This window comes from Bacillus sp. JJ783 (genome assembly GCF_036963225.1).
In the GTDB taxonomy this organism is placed as follows: Bacteria; Bacillota; Bacilli; order Bacillales; family Bacillaceae_G; genus Bacillus_A; species Bacillus_A cereus_U.
The window spans coordinates 1-19741 of sequence record NZ_JBALMG010000032.1; the positions used below are offsets into that span (position 1 = coordinate 1).

A 19741-nucleotide genomic window follows, 5' to 3' on the forward strand; every position below is an offset into this window, starting at 1 on the left:
GTCGGGACCGCCATTTTATATAAAGAAAAGAACGAAACAAGTTGTTTCGTATTTTTTTATTTGTTTTAACAAAAAACTAATAAAGACAGTCAAACTATCCTTAGGAAAACTCCTAAGGACTTTTTTATATATTTAAAACCTGTATAATAAAGAGCAGAGAACATTGTGAGTAAAGTAGGTGAAGTCTGTGAGTAAATATGAAATAACAACAAAATCTTCCGAAGAAACCCAGCGATTATCAGAAAAATTAGGGGGACTTGTAAAGGCACAAGATGTAATTATTTTAGAAGGTGATCTTGGAGCTGGCAAGACGACTTTTACAAAAGGACTAGCAAAAGGTCTTGGAGTGAAAAGAGTCGTAAATAGTCCTACCTTCAATATTATTAAAGAATATAAAGGAAGATTACCGCTATATCATATGGATGTGTATCGTTTAGCGGAAAGTGAAGAAGATTTAGGATTTGATGAGTATTTCTATGGTGAGGGGATTACAGTAGTAGAATGGGCTCATTTAATAGAAGCATATTTACCGAATGAGAAGTTACAAATTAGTTTATTCCATGCTGGAGATGATACAAGAAAAATTGTACTCGAGCCAATTGGAAATCGCTATATTAGATTATGTGAGGAGCTATTACAAGATGAAAGTACTAGCAATTGATACTTCAAATTACGTAATGGGTGTATCCCTTATTGAGGAAGGGAACGTGATTGGGGAAATCATTACAAATTTAACAAAAAACCATTCTGTACGTCTTATGCCAGCTGTAGAGCAACTGTTAAAAGAATGCGGTGTAAAACCGAAAGAATTGACTAAAATTGTTGTAGCAGCTGGACCAGGATCATATACAGGTGTTCGTATAGGTGTAACAGCTGCAAAAACATTAGCTTGGTCACTCCAAATACCAATTGTAGGTGTATCAAGTTTAGAAGTGGTGGCTGCAAATGGTGCTAATTTTAAGGGACTACTGTGCCCTTTATTTGATGGCCGACGTGGTCAAATTTACACGGGGTTATATACATATGAAGGAGAACATATAACTTCAATAGAAGAAGACCGAATTATTCTTATTGTTGACTGGTTGCAAATGTTAAAAGATAAAGGACAGCCTGTTTTATTTATTGGTAACGATGTTAAATTGCATAAAGAAACAATTGTAGAATATTTAGGTGATCAAGCTGTATTTGCTCCGTTCACTAAAAATAACCCAAGACCAAGTGAATTAGCATTTTTAGGATTACAAAAAGAAGAACAAGACGTGCATACGTTTGTTCCTAGCTATCTTCGTTTAGCTGAAGCTGAAACAAAATGGTTAGAAAGTCAAAAACAATAGGGGCCTACAGAAGATGGATATGATATTTAGAAAGATGGCACTTAATGATATTGCTCAAATTGTAGCTATTGAAGAAGCATCTTTTTCAACCCCTTGGACTACAGATGCCTTTCACCGTGAATTAGAGATGAATGAACATGCACATTATGTCGTGCTAGAAAAAGATGAACTCGTAATTGGATATTGTGGATTGTGGATAATTCTTGATGAATCACATGTAACAAATATAGCTATCCTACCAGAATACAGAGGTCAAAAGCTAGGGGATGCCTTATTGAAAGAAGTCATTTCCGAAGCGAAAGGGTTAGGAGTAAAAACAATGACACTTGAAGTACGCGTGTCAAATGAAGTAGCAAAGCAGTTATACAGAAAATACGGATTTCAAAATGGTGGGATTCGTAAACGATACTATGCAGACAATCAGGAAGATGGTCTTGTAATGTGGGTGAATATATAATGGAAAAAAATACAATTATACTTGGTATTGAAACAAGCTGTGATGAAACAGCTGTAGCAGTTGTTAAAAATGGAACGGAAATCATTGCGAATGTCGTTGCATCGCAAATTGAAAGTCATAAGCGTTTTGGCGGAGTTGTACCAGAGATTGCATCCCGTCATCATGTAGAAGAAATCACAGTTGTGTTAGAAGAAGCTTTAAAAGAAGCGAATATCACTTTTGAGGATATTGATGCAATTGCTGTAACAGAAGGCCCAGGTTTAGTCGGAGCACTTTTAATAGGTGTAAATGCAGCGAAAGCTGTGGCTTTTGCTCATGATATCCCTCTAGTTGGTGTTCATCATATTGCTGGTCATATTTATGCGAACCGTTTAGTAAAAGAAGTACAATTCCCGTTACTATCGCTTGTTGTATCCGGTGGGCATACGGAGCTTGTTTATATGAAAGAACATGGTTCATTTGAAGTGATTGGTGAAACGCGAGATGATGCGGCAGGAGAAGCTTACGATAAAGTAGCTCGTACATTATCAATGCCTTATCCAGGTGGTCCTCATATTGACCGCCTTGCGCATGAAGGAAAACCAACAATTGATTTGCCTCGTGCGTGGCTAGAACCTGATTCGTATGATTTCAGCTTTAGTGGATTGAAATCGGCAGTTATCAACACTGTGCATAACGCAAAACAGCGCGGTATAGAAATTGCACCAGAAGATTTAGCAGCAAGTTTCCAAGAAAGTGTAATAGATGTACTTGTAACGAAAGCGTCTCGTGCAGCAGATGCTTATAATGTAAAACAAGTGCTCCTTGCTGGTGGAGTAGCTGCTAATAAAGGGCTTCGTGCACGTTTAGCAGCAGAATTTGCACAAAAAGAAAATATAGAGCTAATTATTCCTCCTCTATCTTTATGCACAGATAATGCAGCGATGATTGCGGCTGCAGGTACAATTGCATACGAACAAGGAAAACGCGCTACATTAGCTTTAAATGCAAATCCAGGATTAGATATTGAAGCATAGTTATACACAAAATTAACCACAGCTTGTGGATAAAACCCGTATTATCTGTTGATAATATGGGTTTTTTTGTGTGTATAAAATGTGCATAATTTTTTTTGCGACTGTGGATAATGTGGAAAAGTTATTTGGGAGTTTATATTATAAAGGTGGATATGTGTATAACCTTGTGGATAACATAGGTGAAGTCTGACCTTTGAAGAAATTCTTTTTTGGGAAATAAAAAACAAGGAGATGTCCAAAAAACATTTTGAAATATCCTCCACTTATTATATAAGGTACTACTATTGTCAATCCTTGTCGAATCGATTATATAATTTCATTTACTATGGTATTAATTCCAAAAAAGAAAATAAAAAGGAGGTCATCTCGTCAAAAAGCCCGACTTATGAGACATCCTCCTCTTTTAAATTCTCTTATATATGCAGTTCTTCCCATTCTGCCATACAAGCTTCAAGCTGTTCTTGCAGTGTTTGTTTTTTAGTTGTAATTTCACTAGCCTTTTCATAATCTGCATATATTTCTGGTAAGCAAAGCTGGTCTTCTAAAGTAGCAATTTCTTCTTCTAAGCCTACGATATTTTGTTCCAGTTCTTCAATTTTTCGAGTACGTTGACGCTCTAACTGTTTACGTTCTTTTTCTTCGAGATAATTTAATTTTTCTTGTGCCACCACTTTTTGAACAGGTACTTCATCTTCTTGTTGCTCAAATTCCGCACGTTCAATCATTTCATTTTTCTTTTCAACGTAATAATCGTAATCACCTAAATATTCTTGTGCACCTTCTGTTGATAACTCAACAACAGTTGTCGTTACGCGATTAATAAAGTAGCGGTCATGAGAGACGAATAGAAGAGTACCTGGGTAATCAATTAAAGCATTCTCCAAAATCTCTTTACTATTTAAATCAAGATGGTTTGTTGGCTCATCGAGAATTAATAAATTGGATTTTTGCATCATAAGTTTTGCAAGAGCTAGTCGAGCCTTTTGTCCACCACTAAGAGAAGATACTGGTTTTAGTACATCATCCCCTGTGAATAAAAAGTTGCCTAGTATAGTGCGAATTTCTTTTTCTGGTTGCAGGGGATATTCATCCCATAGTTCATTTAAAACTCGCTTCGAAGATGTTAAGTTGGCTTGTTCTTGATCATAATAACCAACAGATACATTTGACCCGAAAGCAACGTTTCCATGTAATAGCTGTAACTTATTCACAATGGATTTTAATAATGTAGATTTTCCAATTCCGTTCGGCCCAACTAAGGCAACGCTGTCACCGCGAGTTAAGCGCATATTTACATGTTCAATAATCGGCTCCTGATAATAGCCAATAGTTGCATCTTTCACTTGTAAAACATCATTTCCACTTTGTTTTTCAATATCGAAGTGGAAGGAAGCTGATTTAGAATCGCCTAATGGTCTAGTTAATACTTCCATTCTGTCTAATTGTTTACGGCGACTTTGAGCACGTTTTGTCGTAGATGCACGAGCTATATTTTTTTGCACAAAGTCTTCCAGTTTAGAAATTTCATCTTGTTGTTTTTCATAACGCTTCATCTCTTGCTCGTATAGAGCTGATTTTGAGTCTAAATATTTACTGTAGTTACCAACAAATCGTCGGCTTTCCTTATTAGAAATTTCGTATACTTGTGTAACGAGTTTATCTAAGAAATAACGGTCATGGGAAACGATTAAAATCGCGCCAGGATAGCCTTGCAAATATTGTTCAAGCCATGTTAGTGTCTCAATGTCCAAATGGTTTGTAGGTTCGTCTAAAATAAGTAAGTCTGGTCTAGTTAATAATAATTTCCCAAGAGCTAATCGAGTCTTTTGTCCACCACTTAATGTAGAAATTGTCGTCTGATGCGTTTCAACTGGGAAGCCAAGACCGCTTAAAATCGAGCGTATATCCGCTTCATACTGATAGCCGCCTTGATCTTTATAATCTAATTGTAATTGGTCATAATCAGCTAATAATTTCTCGTATATAGCCGCATTTGAAAAGTTTTCTTCTTTTCCCATCTCTTGCTCTAGCCTTCGAAGTTTTGTCTCCATCTGCTGTAGATATGTAAAGACGGTTAACATTTCATCCCAAATTGTTAAAGACGTTTCTAATCCGGTATTTTGAGCTAAATACCCCATTGAGACATCTTTCGGCTTTATAATTTCACCACCATCATGAGATAACTCGCCAGCTATTATTTTTAATAATGTAGATTTTCCGGCTCCATTTCGTCCGACTAATGCGATACGATCTTTTGCTTGTACTTCCAATTTTATGTTTGCAAGAATCGTTTCTGCACCGTATAATTTCGAAAGCCCATTCACTTGTAATAATATCAATGTTTTCACCTCAAATAATTTCTTAACTTTGCCATGTTTATATTTCTCAATCATACTAAAAATAGTGTATAGTTTAAAATAAAGAGAGAATACTTCTTCTCTTTATTATACAAGGAAATTCATGAGTGCTAAACTCTTGTATTTGATTCAAGTATATGAATAAAGATAGGAAGAGAGGAGGGGTTATATGGATCAGCAAAAAATTCCACAGGCCACTGCCAAACGATTGCCTCTATACTATCGATTTATCCAAAACTTATCTCTTTCTGGTAAGCAACGTGTTTCATCAGCCGAATTGAGTGAAGCGGTAAAGGTTGATTCCGCAACTATTCGAAGAGATTTTTCATATTTTGGAGCGTTAGGGAAAAAAGGATATGGATATAACGTAAATTATTTATTATCATTTTTCCGTGAAACACTCGACCAAGATGATATAACACGTGTGGCACTTATTGGAGTAGGTAATTTAGGGACCGCTTTCTTACATTATAATTTCACGAAAAACAATAATACAAAAATTGAAATGGCGTTTGATGTTAGTGAAGAGAAAGTTGGAACAGAAATCGGAGGAATTCCTGTATATCATTTGGATGAATTAGAAGAACGTTTATCAACTGATATACAAGTGGCGATATTAACGGTACCCGCTACAGTAGCGCAATCTGTGGCAGATAGATTGGCAGAAACGGACGTGCATGGTATTTTAAATTTCACACCAGCACGCTTAAATGTGTCAGAGAATATAAGAATTCATCACATTGATTTAGCTGTAGAGTTACAAACGCTTGTTTACTTTTTGAAGAATTATCCACAATAAAACGCAGAGGAGATGACCTCTGCGTTTTATTATTGTTTTTTCTTTGTGAATTTAACTAAGATAAGGCGTAGTGCCAAATTAAAATCAATTGTTGCCATAACTGCAAATAGTATTGTCCACATATTCCAGATTGTATCTGTTACGTTCGTAATGGCGAAGCGTGTAAAGATACATCCAAGAAGAAAGTACAATGCAGCCATGAACAATGGTGAGTTTCTCATACTAAAAATCCTCCGATAAAGCCTTGCATTTTTTCAGCTTCTTTAATCATTTCTTGAATTTGCTCATTACTTACTACAACTTGAGCAACTGCAACTAATGTATTCATTGCAACATGAGCTGCAATAGGAACGATAATTCGTTTCGTTTTTACGTATAAAAAGGCGAATACGAGCCCCATAGAAGTGTATACCAATAAGTGAGTAAAATCAAAATGAATCGCCGCGAATACAAGTGAACTAATGATAGCGGCAATAAAGAAGTTAAACTTCTTATAAAGTGTACCGAATAAAATTTTTCTAAATACGATTTCTTCCAAAATAGGTCCTATTATAGATATGACGATAAGGAACCAAGGTGTCGTTCTTGCGATGTCCATAAGTCTTGCTGTATTTTCAGATCCCGGTGTAATCCCTAATAAACGCATTTCAATCATACCGGCAATGCTTTGTGAGAACAGTGCTAAGAAGAAACCAATAAAAATCCACCCAATTGTAGCTGGAACAGTAGAGCGCATTTTATCTAAATGTCTGTCACGAATATCTGTTCTGAGTAACCAAAGTACAACGCATAATGCAATGAAAAAGCTAATGATAGCCCAATGACCAGTTATGAGCTGAATTTTTTCCTCTCTAGTAAATCCCCTATTATCGTATAGTCCAGTTTTCAGGAGAAGCGGTAACCCGGCAATGCCTGATAACTGCATTAAAATGTATGTAACGATAATCCACCAATATTGTTTTTTCAAATGGTTTAACCATCCTTTCTAACGCTAGTGTATGAGATAAGGTAGGATAACATGTAAATATGCTACCTACGATATAAACTTTCATTTGAATTATGTTTTTTTTGTAAATTAGCATTTGAAAATAAAATAGGAGACAGGAAAAAGTTGTACGTTTAGCGAAAACAACTTAGGGTGTCTTTCACATTGTAACATACAAGAAGTGGGAACAACGATTCATATAGTAAAGGTAGTAGAAGAAGTAATCCTATCTAGGAAAGTGCATAAAGTAATTTGCGAAAAAATTATGATTTTTTTACTTGCAAAAGAAATTGAGATTATTTATTATTAGAAGTGTGTTAGCACTCGTGTGACTTGAGTGCTAATAAATAAAATTTACATAACAAAATGAGGAGGTTATTGTTCATGCTAAAGCCATTAGGTGATCGCGTTGTAATTGAACTTGTTCAAGCAGAAGAAAAAACAGCAAGTGGTATTGTATTACCAGAAACTGCAAAAGAAAAACCACAAGAGGGTAAAGTTATTGCAGTAGGTACAGGCCGAGTGCTTGAAAATGGTGAGCGTGTTGCTTTAGAGGTAGCAGCAGGTGATCTTATCATCTTCTCAAAATATGCAGGTACTGAAGTGAAATACGAAGGTACAGACTACTTGATTTTACGTGAAAGTGACATTTTAGCAATTATCGGTTAATTATATACATTTTAAAAATCCAAGGGGGTCAATTATTATGGCAAAAGATATTAAATTTAGTGAAGAAGCACGTCGTTCGATGCTTCGCGGTGTCGACACTCTTGCAAACGCAGTAAAAGTAACGCTTGGACCAAAAGGTCGTAACGTTGTACTTGAGAAAAAATTCGGTTCACCACTTATTACAAATGACGGTGTAACAATCGCAAAAGAAATCGAATTAGAAGATGCATTCGAAAACATGGGTGCAAAATTAGTAGCAGAAGTTGCTAGCAAAACAAACGATGTTGCTGGTGACGGAACGACAACTGCAACTGTATTAGCGCAAGCTATGATTCGTGAAGGTCTTAAAAACGTAACAGCTGGTGCAAACCCAATGGGTCTTCGTAAAGGTATCGAAAAAGCTGTTACTGCTGCAATTGAAGAATTAAAAGTGATTTCTAAACCAATCGAAGGTAAATCTTCTATCGCACAAGTAGCTGCTATTTCTTCGGCTGACGAAGAAGTAGGTCAATTAATCGCTGAAGCAATGGAGCGCGTTGGTAACGACGGCGTTATTACTTTAGAAGAATCTAAAGGATTCACAACAGAATTAGACGTAGTAGAAGGTATGCAATTTGATCGTGGATATGCATCTCCTTACATGATTACTGATTCTGACAAAATGGAAGCGGTTCTTGATAACCCATATATCTTAATTACTGACAAGAAGATTTCTAACATCCAAGAAATCTTACCAGTATTAGAGCAAGTGGTACAACAAGGTAAACCACTTCTTATCATTGCTGAAGATGTAGAAGGCGAAGCTTTAGCTACATTAGTAGTGAACAAACTTCGTGGTACATTCAATGTAGTAGCTGTTAAAGCTCCTGGATTTGGTGACCGTCGTAAAGCAATGCTAGAAGATATCGCAATCTTAACTGGTGGCGAAGTAATTACTGAAGAACTAGGACGTGACTTAAAATCTGCTACAGTGGAATCTTTAGGACGCGCTGGTAAAATTGTTGTAACGAAAGAAAACACAACTGTAGTTGAAGGTATTGGAAATTCACAACAAATCGAAGCTCGCATCGGTCAAATCCGCGCGCAATTAGAAGAAACTACTTCTGAATTCGATCGTGAAAAATTACAAGAGCGTCTTGCAAAACTTGCGGGCGGCGTAGCAGTAATTAAAGTAGGTGCAGCAACTGAAACTGAGTTAAAAGAGCGCAAACTTCGCATTGAAGATGCACTTAACTCAACTCGTGCAGCAGTAGAAGAAGGTATCGTTGCAGGTGGTGGTACTTCACTTATGAACGTATACACGAAAGTAGCTTCTATCGTAGCTGAAGGCGACGAAGCAACAGGTATCAACATCGTACTTCGTGCACTAGAAGAGCCAGTTCGTCAAATCGCAATCAACGCTGGTCTAGAAGGATCTGTAGTTGTAGAGCGTCTAAAAGGCGAAAAAGTAGGCGTTGGTTTCAACGCAGCTACTGGCGAGTGGGTTAACATGCTTGAAACTGGTATCGTAGATCCAGCTAAAGTAACTCGTTCTGCACTTCAAAACGCAGCATCTGTTGCAGCTATGTTCTTAACAACTGAAGCTGTAGTTGCTGACAAGCCAGAACCAGCTGGTGCTGCTGGAATGCCTGACATGGGCGGCATGGGCATGGGCGGTATGGGCGGAATGATGTAATTCCGTTCTCCCGAAAAACATCCACTTCTATATAGAAGTGGATGTTTTTTTATGTTTTTGAGAGCAGGAAAATAATTTCTGTAGAATTTTGTCGCTTTCTCTCTTGACCATACTCATACTTCATTGTTAGAATCTAGGAAGATAATATAAAACGATCCTTCATATATCCTCAATGATATGGTTTGAGAGTCTCTACCGGGTTACCGTAAACAACCTGACTATGAAGGCAGTGTGTCTTATATTTATAAAGAGCGGAGACTATCTTTCTTTATAAAGCCAGACCCCTGCCTTTTCTTTGTTATGAGACTAGAGGCGGAGGACTGGCTTTTTTTATTATATTAGTAATGCTTTTCGCCAAATTGGTGAAAATATTTATATACGAGAACTAACGTTGGGGTGATTATTTTGAAGAAGCAGCATGATACAATTATCGTTTTAGATTTTGGGAGTCAGTACAATCAGTTAATAGCACGTCGAATTCGTGAGTTCGGTGTATACAGTGAACTTCATCCGCATACAATTACTGCAGAAGAAATTAAAGCAATGAATCCAAAAGGGATTATTTTCTCTGGTGGACCAAATAGTGTATACGGTGAAGGTGCATTACATTGTGATGAAAAAATCTTTGAGCTAGGATTACCGATTTTCGGTATCTGTTACGGTATGCAGCTTATGACGCAACACTTCGGTGGTAAAGTAGAACGTGCCAACCACCGTGAGTATGGAAAAGCTGTTCTTAAAGTAGAGAACGAATCAAAATTATATGAGAGCCTTCCAGAAGAGCAAGTTGTATGGATGAGCCATGGTGACTTAGTAACTGGTTTACCTGAAGGATTCGTAGTAGATGCAACAAGTGAGTCTTGTCCAATTGCTGGTATGAGCAATGAAGCGGAAAACTTATACGGTGTACAATTCCACCCAGAAGTACGTCACTCTGAGCACGGTAACGATTTAATTAAAAACTTCGTATTCGGCGTATGTGGTTGTTCTGAAGGATGGAACATGGAGAACTTTATCGAAGTAGAATTAGAGAAGATCCGTGAAACTGTTGGAGACAAAAAAGTATTATGCGCACTTAGCGGCGGTGTAGACTCTTCTGTTGTAGCAGTATTAATTCATAAGGCGATTGGTGACCAATTAACATGTATTTTCGTGGACCACGGTTTACTTCGTAAAGATGAAGCAGAAGGTGTTATGAAAACATTTAGCGAAGGCTTCCATATGAACGTTATTAAAGTGGATGCACAAGAGCGCTTCATGAACAAGTTAAAAGGTGTAGAAGATCCAGAGCAAAAACGTAAAATCATCGGTAATGAATTCATTTACGTATTTGATGATGAAGCTTCTAAATTACAAGGAATGGACTTCCTAGCGCAAGGTACACTTTACACGGACATTGTTGAAAGTGGTACAGCAACTGCACAAACAATTAAATCTCATCATAATGTTGGTGGACTTCCTGAAGACATGCAGTTCAAATTAATTGAGCCTTTAAACACTTTATTTAAAGACGAAGTACGTGTATTAGGATCAGAACTAGGAATTCCTGATGAAATCGTATGGCGTCAACCGTTCCCAGGTCCAGGACTTGGTATTCGTGTATTAGGTGAAATTACAGAAGAGAAATTAGAAATCGTTCGTGAATCTGATGCAATTTTACGTGAAGAAATTATAAAAGCAGGATTAGACCGCGAAGTTTGGCAATACTTCACTGCGCTTCCTGGTATGCGTAGCGTAGGCGTTATGGGTGACGAGCGTACTTACGATTACACAGTAGGTATCCGTGCAGTAACATCTATTGACGGTATGACAGCTGACTGGGCACGTATCCCTTGGGACGTATTAGAGAAAATCTCTGTACGTATCGTAAACGAAGTAAAACACGTTAACCGTATCGTGTATGATATAACGAGCAAGCCACCAGCAACTATTGAGTGGGAATAATCAAGCGACACTCTATACACTGAAAAACGTTGATTTTACGCTATTTAGGTAAAACTCATATGACTTTCTGAGTCCAAAATTCTTTTGAATTGTCTCCAAGATTGTCGCCAAAAACTCTCGCCGAATGATTGTCGGTGGGAGTTTTTATTGAGGCTTTAGCCGGTTGAGTGCGTGAAATGCGCGAAACATAAAACCACCTGCTATTGAAGTGATCCCTTAAAGATAGACATTATCTAACTATTGAAGGTGCAGTTCATTGGACGGGTGGTTCTGATTATGGCTGAAAATGTAGACAGGTTGGAGACATGTGATTGCAGGAGAAGGATCTACTGAAGTATTGTATACAGATGACAATAATGCAAGTCGAATCCAGTCACGACACATGTGGAGTCGGTCATATTGATGGTTCGTAAACGGGATGTGGCAAGTTCGCTTAACTTATCGATGTGTGTTCGATAATGAGAAAACTGAAGGGGGAGTGCAAGGTGTACTACCTCTTTTTTCTTGATATCAAATCCCATATATTTTCATTTCCCATAACAAAATATCCACATCTAGCTCTCATTGTAGTACACTAGTCGTATTATAGAGAGGTTATGTCTTAATTTAATTACTCCCAATATTTTGGACAGAAACGAGCTTCTTAGAAACGGGGGAATTACATATGAGATTAATAGATTTGTTTGCTAGGCTTGGTGGCATTCCTCTAGCCTTAAGTAGCCTAGGACATACATGCGTTTTTCACGCTCGAAACATTGATATCGAGACAAATGGGGATATAAGAAAAATAAAAGTGGGGGTTTCCTTGTCAACCGTTTTCAAAGGATGTTGAACAAAACGGTTTTAAGATGAAAAGTCAGGGAGCTTGTTTTACCACATATTAAAAGTTTTGAGATACCATAAGCCCAACTTTCTGATTTTGGGTAATTCCCCCAAATTTACAGAACATGAGAGGACAGCGATAGAGCATGGCACTATTATTCCTTATTCGATAATCTTGTTGCCGGTGAAGAAGTCAGGAAAAATCTTAATTACGGAGGATTAACCAATGAACCACGAAGCACAAATAGAAAAGAGTTTCATTGAAATCTTAACTCGACGGGAAAACCAATGGACATATCGTGATGATATAAAGACCGAAGCTGCTCTCTGGGATAATTTGCGTAGACATATCAATCGTATTAACTTGGCGCGACTGGATGGTGTACTGCTAACAGACAAAGAGTTCGAACAGTTAAAGGTTGAATTTATGAGACTGACTGCTACTCCTTTTAACGCTTTTCAATGGCTACGAGGCGAAAATGGTGTTGCCTCCATTCATGTTGAGCGAGAAGATGTGAAACGTGGTAGGGTGTCGCTTGTGCTGTTCAGCAATAAGGATATAGCTGGCGGTATTTCAAGCTATGAAGTTGTAAACCAAATTAAGCCAGATACAAATGTTGATATGCGTGGCGATGTAACCCTATTGATAAATGGCTTGCCGATTATTCATGTTGAATTAAAAGCTGAATCTGCCAAAGATGGTTATATGCAAGCGTTCGAGCAGATACAACGGTACGCAGAAGCTGGATTCTTTGATGGCATATTTGCGACCACCCAAATTTTCGTAGTTAGTAACAAAGTATCTACAAAATACTTTGCACGTCCTGAAGCCAACACTTCTAAGGCCTTTGAATCTGCAAAAAAATTCCTGTTCAACTGGAGAACGTCGGATAATGAGCCTGTCGAAAATCTTTACGATTTCACAAGGCAGGTTTTGCGTATTCCTTCTGCCCACGAATTGATTAGCAAGTTCACTATTTTGGTGGACGATCAGAAAAGCCAAAAGTTTTTAATGGTTCTAAGACCGTATCAAGTCCACGCTATTCAAAAGATTATCGGTCAAGCGGCGAAGCATGAGGGCGGTTTTATCTGGCACGCTACGGGCTCAGGGAAAACAATAACAAGTTTCGTGGCAACCAAACTTTTAGCACAGATATCCAGCGGTGTAGACCGCACTGTTATGGTTGTTGATCGAACAGATTTAGACAGCCAAACCAAAGATGAGTTTAGTAAATTTGCATCTGAGTTCCACACAGGGTTGGCATCGGGCAGTGTAAAAGATAATGCGCTTATCATTGGTGTTGATAATCAACGTCAACTTACCAATAGCCTATCAAGCAAAAAAAATAACAACACCATTATTGTTACTACCATTCAAAAATTGAGTGCGGCTGTCAGAGGTGCTAAAGAAACGGAAAACAATAAATTCGAGAAGTTGAAAAGCGAGCATATTGTTTTTGTGGTGGATGAGTGCCATCGTGCAGTCAGCGATGAGCAGATGAAAGAAATAAAAAAGTTACTGCCTAACTCAACATGGTTTGGCTTGACTGGTACGCCGATATTTGAGGAAAACCAAAAACAAGAAAACGGAACATTCGCGAGAACGACACAACAACAGTATGGCAACTTACTACATGCCTATACAACGAAAAATGCTATGGATGATAACTCCGTATTGAACTTCCAAGTGGAGTACCATTGCCTATTGGATGAGGATAGCAAAGCAGAATTTTTGTATAGAACGGTAAAAGAAAAATATCCCAAGCTTGATCCTATCAAAAAACTTGCCGATATGACGGAAATTGAAAAAGAGGAATTGCAGTACAGAGAGTTATTTGAGCGTGATGATTATATTGAAGCGATGCTTAACAAAATATTCAAACGCCAATCCGTGATAGAGCGTTTCAAGGTGATAAATGGATATCCGACTATGAGCGCTGTTTTAACAACACACTCTATCGCTCAAGCTAAGCGTATCTATCACAAGCTACAAGAAATGAGAAGTAATGGAGTTTTGTTGAATGGGCGAGAGTTAGATGAACGCCACACGCTTCGTGACCCTGATTTTCCGAGAGTGACAATCACTTATTCCACTAGCGAAACTCAAGGTGAGATGAACGAAGCGCAAGCAGAAGTCAATGCCATTATGCAGGAATACAACACTATATTTGGTACGAATTACACAGATACCGATCAGTTTAACAAAAATATTAATAGCCGTTTAGCACGAAAAGACGCTCAATATCAAAAGGACGGAAAATGGCTTGATATGGTTATTGTAGTTGACCGTCTGCTGACAGGATTTGACGCGCCTACGATACAGACTTTGTATGTTGACCGAGAACTGAAATATCAAAAGCTGCTACAGGCATTTTCACGCACAAATCGTATTGCACCTGGCAAAGAGCATGGCATCGTGGTATCGTTCCGAAAACCTGCTACTATGCGAAAAAATGTAGAGGATGCCATTCGACTTTTTACGAACCAACAGCAAAATTGGGAAGCCTTAGTGCCACAAGAATATGCTGAGGTGAAAGCCGCATTTTTAACGGCACATGAGGAACTTCAACAAGCAAAAGACGATCTGGAAGACGACCCAAATAATATAAAAAACAAGATTGCACAAGTAAGAGCCTATCAAAAACTTGAAAAAATCCAAAGAGCCATGAAAAGCTATGAGAATTATCAAGAAGATTTTGAGGAATTTGAACATATTGTGAAGGTTCTTCCCGAAGAAAAGGGACATTGTGAAAATCTGAAAGCTGAAATTCGAACCGAGTTAGAGGATCAAACTGGGGATGAGATGGAAAACTTGCTCCAAGACATCGAATTTACGAGCGAACAAAGGGCTGTGCATGAAGAACGCATTGATAGCTTCTACATAAATCAGCTTCTGAACAGATATCAGAAGTCTTCGGAGAAAACAGAGAAATATGATTTGCGTGAAAATATTATGAAAGAGATTAATACAAAGCCCGCATCCGTTCAGGCAATATATAATGCCATCTTAGACGTCATTGACAACAATCGACCGACAAAGGATTGGACGGCTTATTTCGCTGATGAGATTGATTATATACTACAGAATACTGCTGAAATATTGAAAGTGCCTGTCGCTAACCTGCAAACCAGCTTTAACGAATATCGCCCGAATAGCGGGGTTGTGCCTTTCATCAATGTAATAAGCGAAGCATCAGGGTTAAGCAAAGAAGATTTTGAAGCTATGTTTAACGAAAAATACCGAAAGCGTCTTCTCGTTATAGAACAGTATTGGAAAACTGTTTTAGATGAAAAATTACTACCGCTAAAAGATGAATGTTAGGGTGGCGATGATATGGATTTGAGTAAATTATTGAGAAAACCGCCAGCGGAGGATTACCAACAAGTTGACACGTTCTGGTTTCCAGAAGAAAGGGAAGACTATGAATATAGTGATGAAATTGAGGATGATACCTCCCTGCTAATTGGGCAACATATAATTTTAGAGGCTGGACAAGTATCTTTGAACTACTACTGCACAGAATGTGAGGACTTACGCACTTTTAACTCTGATAAAGAGCAAGGGCTTCGAGGAATTATTGTAAATAAACAAGTAATTAGCATTGATTGCATTTTGCAATGCAATTGTGGTTCAATTGTCCATACTTGGTTTTTAGTCGAAGCCGAAGAGGATATTCGGTATCAGTCACCTAAAGTACGCATATTGCATTTTAGAGAAAAATTAACCGAACGTGTGAAATTACAATCTGAGAGATACGGTGAGTTTAGCGAATGGCTCGAAAAAGCAAACCGAGCACACAGAGATGGACTTGGTTCAGGTGCAATTATTTATCTAAGAAAGGTATATGAATCTATAACCTACAGCATTGCAAATGCCAATAACATTCCTCTTTATAGGGGGAATGGAAGCAGACGCTCTTTTTCTGACATACTGAAAGAGGTGGATGAGCAGCACTCAATTATCCCAATGTCTTTCTCGGCAAATAGATATAAGCTCTTCAGCCAACTCAGTGAAATAATACATGGCGATGGAAGTGAGGAAGATGCACTTGAATATTTCGGGGCGCTGTATACATTAGTCACAAGCGTGTTAGATAATGTAACCCAGAAAGAAGAGTTAAAAAGTGCCGCACAGAAATTCAACTGGTCTGCGAATAATGTAAGTACAAATTAGTGTTTGTGTCTGCAACCAACTTTTAAATAATCTGTCTATAGGAAGGAAGTAAATATATGAGTCATTTAGAGCAACAACTATGGGCAAGCGCCGATATTCTTAGAGGGAAAATGGATGCGAGCGAATATAAAAACTATTTGCTCGGTCTTGTTTTCTATAAGTATCTTTCCGATTTAGAGTTACGCGCTGTGTACGAAGAAGCAAACGGAAAGCCCGATGAATACCCATCTCGTGATATACAATTTGCCGAGCTTATGGATTGGTTTAACGATGATGCCGAAGAATTAAAGAATACGATGCGCCGCAAACTCGGGTATTTCATAGAGCCGCAATATCTGTTTTTCATGCTCCGTAATAAAGCATCACAATATGAATTTCAAATAGATGATTTGCAGACTGCCTTTATCGAACTTTCTCGTCAAGGCGAAAATTTTGAAGGCTTGTTTGATGATGTTGACTTAAACTCAACGAAGCTCGGATCACACGCACAGCAAAAAAGTATAACCATTATGGAAGTTATAAAAACTTTGGATGAGATAGACTTGTTTGGGCATAAAGGTGACGTTATTGGGGATGCTTATGAATACCTTATCGCTCAATTTGCCGCAGGAGCAGGCAAGAAAGCCGGAGAGTTCTATACCCCGCAAGCTGTTTCGAAAATTATTTCAGAGATTGTTAGTATCGGGCAAGAGAAACTAGCACCATTTCATATTTACGACCCCGCTATGGGTTCGGGTTCGCTGATGTTGAATATCCGCCAGTTTCTAAGCAATCCCGAAAAGGTGTATTTTCACGGACAGGAGCTAAACACCACCACTTACAACCTTGCTCGAATGAACCTGATTCTACACAACGTTGACCGTGAGCAAATGCGGCTCAATAATGGCGATACTTTAGATGCAGACTGGCCGACAGCCGAGCCCTTCCTCTTCAATGCTGTTGTTATGAATCCTCCATACTCTGCGAATTGGAGCGCTTCCGATAAGTTTTTAAGTGACCCACGTTTTGAACGCTATGGAAAACTCGCACCAAAATCCAAGGCCGACTTTGCGTTCTTGCTACATGGCTATTACCACCTAAAAGACAGTGGTACGATGGGAATTGTACTGCCGCATGGTGTTCTGTTTCGTGGTGCTGCCGAGGGTGTTATTCGCAAGGTGCTTCTTGAAATGGGGGCAATAGAAGCTGTAATTGGCTTGCCCGCTAATATATTCTATGGAACAAGCATACCGACGGTTGTGCTTATTTTGAAGAAAAATCGTGCAAGTCGTGATGTGCTTTTCATCGATGCTTCTAATGATTATGAAAAACAGAAGAATCAAAACACCTTACGTCAGCGAGATATTCTGAAAATTGTGGATACCTATAAAAAGCGTGAAAGCATTTTGAAATATGCTCATTTAGCAAATTTTGATGAAATCGTGGCGAATGACTACAATCTCAACATTCCTCGCTATGTAGATACCTTTGAGGAAGAAGAACAAATCGACATTGTAGCACTTGGGCGTGAAATGGCTGACTTAAATTTACAAATAAAGAAAAAAGAAACGGATTTCTTAGCCTTGCTTGATGAGCTTGCTGTGACTGACGAAACGAAAGAGTTAATCGAAGCTACAAAGCGGATTTTTGTGTGAGGTGGTGGTGATCATGACGGACAACAATCAGTATTTAGTACCCGAAATCCGATTTAAACGCTTCACTAACGCTTGGGAACAGCGTGAGTATGGCGAAGTTATAGATTTATTGTCGGGACAGGACTTTTCGCCTTCAGAATATAACGATACGTGTAACGGTATACCTTATATGACAGGGGCTAGTTGTATAGTTGGGAAAGAGACTATCGTTAACCGATGGACAACAGTTCCTAGATGTTTAGCAGAAAAGGGTGACGTTTTGCTTGTCTGTAAGGGATCTGGTTATGGAGCAATCGCTGTATTGGCACAAGATAAAGCACATATTGCTAGGCAATTTATGGCTTTGAAAAATCTACCTAATCTAGATAAAGTATTCAATTACTACCTATTGAATTCAGTAATAGAAAATATCAAAAAAGATGCTAGAGGTTTAATAGCCGGGATTGCACGGGATGCCGTTTTAAAACAAAAAATTTCTATTCCATTATTAGAAGAACAATCCCGAATTGGTACCTTTTTTGCTCAACTAGACAACCTCATCACCCTGCATAAGCGTAAGCTAGATGGGCTCGTAACGCTGAAGGACGGATTTCTACAGCAGATGTTCCCGGCAGCCAATGAAGTCATGCCAAGAGTAAGATTCACAGGATTTACAGGTAATTGGGAAGAGCGGCGGCTGGAAGAAATGCTTACTGAAAGAAATGAGCAAATTGAGGAATCGGAAGATTACCCATTGATGTCGTTCGTTGGGAATGTTGGTGTTGTACCCAAGGGGGAACAGTATGACAGAAGTTTTTTGGTGAAAGGTGATGGGAAAAAATATAAAAAAACCGAACTGAATGACTTTATATACAGTTCAAACAACTTAGAAACAGGGTCTATTGGTATTAATAGAACAGGCAAGGCAGTAATATCGCCCGTATATAGCATTTTTTATTCAAGCAACGATTCAGAGAGTCTATTTGTTGGATTACTATCCAAACGGAAAGACTTCATTAATAAAATGATTCGTTATCGACAAGGTATAATGTACGGACAGTGGCGCATACACGAAAGGGATTTTTTAAAGATAATCGTTTTAGCACCTACAATTTCTGAACAAAACAGAATCATTGACTTTTTCAAGAACTTCGACGAGCAAATCGCCGTCCAAACTGCTAAACTTGAGCAGCTACGACAGTTAAAGGCGGCGTATTTACAAAGGATGTTTATATGAGCGTGGATAAATGACCGTACGATTTTATCGTTATCTTGATTCTCTAACTCTTGAATGATGTGCAAATATGCTTCCTGCAGGAAAACACAGCAGCTTCAATAAGAGCAGTTAGAAATTGGTTCGCGCTATGACTCGTAAGCTGATCGATGATGATACGTTTCAGATGAGCAATACCGCTTTAAAGGATGAACAACATGCTATGAAGGCAAGAGCGGCCATCTTGGAGGCGATTCTGAGTTAGTGTGAAGCCAATGAACGTATCGTGCAGAAAATCAAGGAAGAAGTCAGGCGCTTTACAGAGTTGCAAATCGATGACGAGAAAGCCCTCCAAGAATTGCTGCAGCGTTTGATTGAACGTATCGACATTGAGTTGGATGGTGGAATTGTTATCTACAATAATTTTGGTAACCCGTTGTCTGCGGCGGTGTAATTCGCCCCCTGTAATTACGTCAATATTAAGCACTCCATACATGTGGAGTGCTGTGTGTCGCTTATCAGGAAATAGCATTCCGGAACCACATTTAAAAATTCGGCTGGTTATCCTATTCTAGTTAATCCACAATTAACAAATTAACATCTCATATAGTGTCACTATTAATTAGTGATTGTAATAACTTTAAACCGCTTCGCGGTAGGGAGGTTTATTATCAGCAGAGCGT

At 38.4% G+C, this 19741-nt stretch carries 16 protein-coding genes and 1 riboswitch; of the genes, 13 read left to right on the plus strand and 3 right to left on the minus strand.

Annotated features, from left to right (window positions below):
- Positions 1–187: 187 nt before the first annotated feature.
- The 4 genes from tsaE to tsaD are packed head-to-tail and all read left to right on the plus strand — an operon-like array spanning position 188 to position 2807.
- The gene (tsaE, locus tag V7038_RS06585; protein ID WP_002113433.1) at positions 188–661 is read left to right on the plus strand and encodes a tRNA (adenosine(37)-N6)-threonylcarbamoyltransferase complex ATPase subunit type 1 TsaE; all 474 of its coding nucleotides are present in this window, start codon (positions 188–190) and stop codon (positions 659–661) included.
- On the plus strand, positions 642–1334 hold the full coding sequence (tsaB, locus tag V7038_RS06590; protein WP_335469576.1) for a tRNA (adenosine(37)-N6)-threonylcarbamoyltransferase complex dimerization subunit type 1 TsaB: 693 nt from the start codon (positions 642–644) through the stop codon (positions 1332–1334). Before tsaE ends, tsaB begins: the two co-directional genes overlap by 20 nt.
- Before the next feature lie 13 nt (positions 1335–1347).
- Positions 1348–1791, plus strand: a complete 444-nt coding sequence (gene rimI, locus V7038_RS06595; RefSeq protein ID WP_335469577.1) for a ribosomal protein S18-alanine N-acetyltransferase — start codon at positions 1348–1350, stop codon at positions 1789–1791.
- Entirely contained in the window at positions 1791–2807 is a 1017-nt protein-coding gene (tsaD, locus tag V7038_RS06600; protein WP_002009991.1) for a tRNA (adenosine(37)-N6)-threonylcarbamoyltransferase complex transferase subunit TsaD, read from the plus strand. Before rimI ends, tsaD begins: the two co-directional genes overlap by 1 nt.
- Positions 2808–3220: 413 nt before the next feature.
- On the opposite strand, the gene V7038_RS06605 is transcribed toward tsaD, so the two are convergent.
- A complete protein-coding gene (locus V7038_RS06605; RefSeq protein WP_335469579.1) occupies positions 3221–5146 on the minus strand; it encodes an ABC-F family ATP-binding cassette domain-containing protein in 1926 nt (641 codons plus the stop codon).
- 187 nt (positions 5147–5333) lie between these two features.
- On the opposite strand from V7038_RS06605, the gene V7038_RS06610 reads away from it, so the two are divergent.
- The gene (locus tag V7038_RS06610; RefSeq protein ID WP_002113443.1) at positions 5334–5963 is read left to right on the plus strand and encodes a redox-sensing transcriptional repressor Rex; all 630 of its coding nucleotides are present in this window, start codon (positions 5334–5336) and stop codon (positions 5961–5963) included.
- A 29-nt stretch (positions 5964–5992) separates the two neighbouring features.
- Here the strand turns inward: V7038_RS06610 and V7038_RS06615 are convergent, their stop codons facing one another.
- Together V7038_RS06615 and V7038_RS06620 are read right to left on the minus strand one after the other, a co-directional pair.
- Positions 5993–6184 carry a YdiK family protein gene (locus V7038_RS06615; protein ID WP_001246201.1) on the minus strand — a complete coding sequence of 64 codons (192 nt, stop codon included), beginning with the start codon at positions 6182–6184 and terminating at the stop codon, positions 5993–5995.
- Positions 6181–6930, minus strand: a complete 750-nt coding sequence (locus tag V7038_RS06620; RefSeq protein ID WP_002113444.1) for a CPBP family intramembrane glutamic endopeptidase — start codon at positions 6928–6930, stop codon at positions 6181–6183. Before V7038_RS06620 ends, V7038_RS06615 begins: the two co-directional genes overlap by 4 nt.
- A 402-nt stretch (positions 6931–7332) precedes the next feature.
- Here V7038_RS06620 and groES point away from each other — a divergent pair, with 402 nt between their 5' ends.
- From groES to V7038_RS06660, 8 genes are all read left to right on the plus strand, one after another.
- Entirely contained in the window at positions 7333–7617 is a 285-nt protein-coding gene (groES, locus tag V7038_RS06625; RefSeq protein WP_002009985.1) for a co-chaperone GroES, read from the plus strand.
- Between the two features lie 37 nt (positions 7618–7654).
- The gene (groL, locus tag V7038_RS06630; protein ID WP_002113445.1) at positions 7655–9292 is read left to right on the plus strand and encodes a chaperonin GroEL; all 1638 of its coding nucleotides are present in this window, start codon (positions 7655–7657) and stop codon (positions 9290–9292) included.
- A 139-nt stretch (positions 9293–9431) separates the two neighbouring features.
- A riboswitch (purine riboswitch) is annotated at positions 9432–9533 on the plus strand.
- A gap of 164 nt (positions 9534–9697) precedes the next feature.
- Positions 9698–11236 carry a glutamine-hydrolyzing GMP synthase gene (gene guaA / locus V7038_RS06635; RefSeq protein ID WP_438825104.1) on the plus strand — a complete coding sequence of 513 codons (1539 nt, stop codon included), beginning with the start codon at positions 9698–9700 and terminating at the stop codon, positions 11234–11236.
- A gap of 1048 nt (positions 11237–12284) precedes the next feature.
- A complete protein-coding gene (locus tag V7038_RS06640; RefSeq protein ID WP_335469584.1) occupies positions 12285–15380 on the plus strand; it encodes a type I restriction endonuclease subunit R in 3096 nt (1031 codons plus the stop codon).
- 12 nt (positions 15381–15392) lie between these two features.
- Entirely contained in the window at positions 15393–16232 is an 840-nt protein-coding gene (locus V7038_RS06645) for a hypothetical protein (RefSeq protein ID WP_335469586.1), read from the plus strand.
- Positions 16233–16288: 56 nt separating this feature from the next.
- Positions 16289–17866, plus strand: a complete 1578-nt coding sequence (locus V7038_RS06650) for a type I restriction-modification system subunit M (protein WP_335469588.1) — start codon at positions 16289–16291, stop codon at positions 17864–17866.
- Positions 17867–17879: 13 nt separating this feature from the next.
- The gene (locus V7038_RS06655) at positions 17880–19082 is read left to right on the plus strand and encodes a restriction endonuclease subunit S (RefSeq protein WP_335469590.1); all 1203 of its coding nucleotides are present in this window, start codon (positions 17880–17882) and stop codon (positions 19080–19082) included.
- A gap of 262 nt (positions 19083–19344) precedes the next feature.
- Positions 19345–19512 carry a hypothetical protein gene (locus V7038_RS06660; protein ID WP_335469592.1) on the plus strand — a complete coding sequence of 56 codons (168 nt, stop codon included), beginning with the start codon at positions 19345–19347 and terminating at the stop codon, positions 19510–19512.
- Positions 19513–19741: the final 229 nt, after the last annotated feature.

Coding starts and splice junctions, on each gene's coding strand:
- tsaB (WP_335469576.1), top strand. CDS start 642: ATGAAAGTACTAGCAATTGATACTTCAAATTACGTAATGGGTGTATCC.
- rimI (WP_335469577.1), top strand. CDS start 1,348: ATGGATATGATATTTAGAAAGATGGCACTTAATGATATTGCTCAAATT.
- tsaD (WP_002009991.1), top strand. CDS start 1,791: ATGGAAAAAAATACAATTATACTTGGTATTGAAACAAGCTGTGATGAA.
- V7038_RS06610 (WP_002113443.1), top strand. CDS start 5,334: ATGGATCAGCAAAAAATTCCACAGGCCACTGCCAAACGATTGCCTCTA.
- V7038_RS06615 (WP_001246201.1), bottom strand. CDS start 6,184: ATGAGAAACTCACCATTGTTCATGGCTGCATTGTACTTTCTTCTTGGA.
- groES (WP_002009985.1), top strand. CDS start 7,333: ATGCTAAAGCCATTAGGTGATCGCGTTGTAATTGAACTTGTTCAAGCA.
- groL (WP_002113445.1), top strand. CDS start 7,655: ATGGCAAAAGATATTAAATTTAGTGAAGAAGCACGTCGTTCGATGCTT.
- V7038_RS06640 (WP_335469584.1), top strand. CDS start 12,285: ATGAACCACGAAGCACAAATAGAAAAGAGTTTCATTGAAATCTTAACT.
- V7038_RS06645 (WP_335469586.1), top strand. CDS start 15,393: ATGGATTTGAGTAAATTATTGAGAAAACCGCCAGCGGAGGATTACCAA.
- V7038_RS06650 (WP_335469588.1), top strand. CDS start 16,289: ATGAGTCATTTAGAGCAACAACTATGGGCAAGCGCCGATATTCTTAGA.
- V7038_RS06655 (WP_335469590.1), top strand. CDS start 17,880: ATGACGGACAACAATCAGTATTTAGTACCCGAAATCCGATTTAAACGC.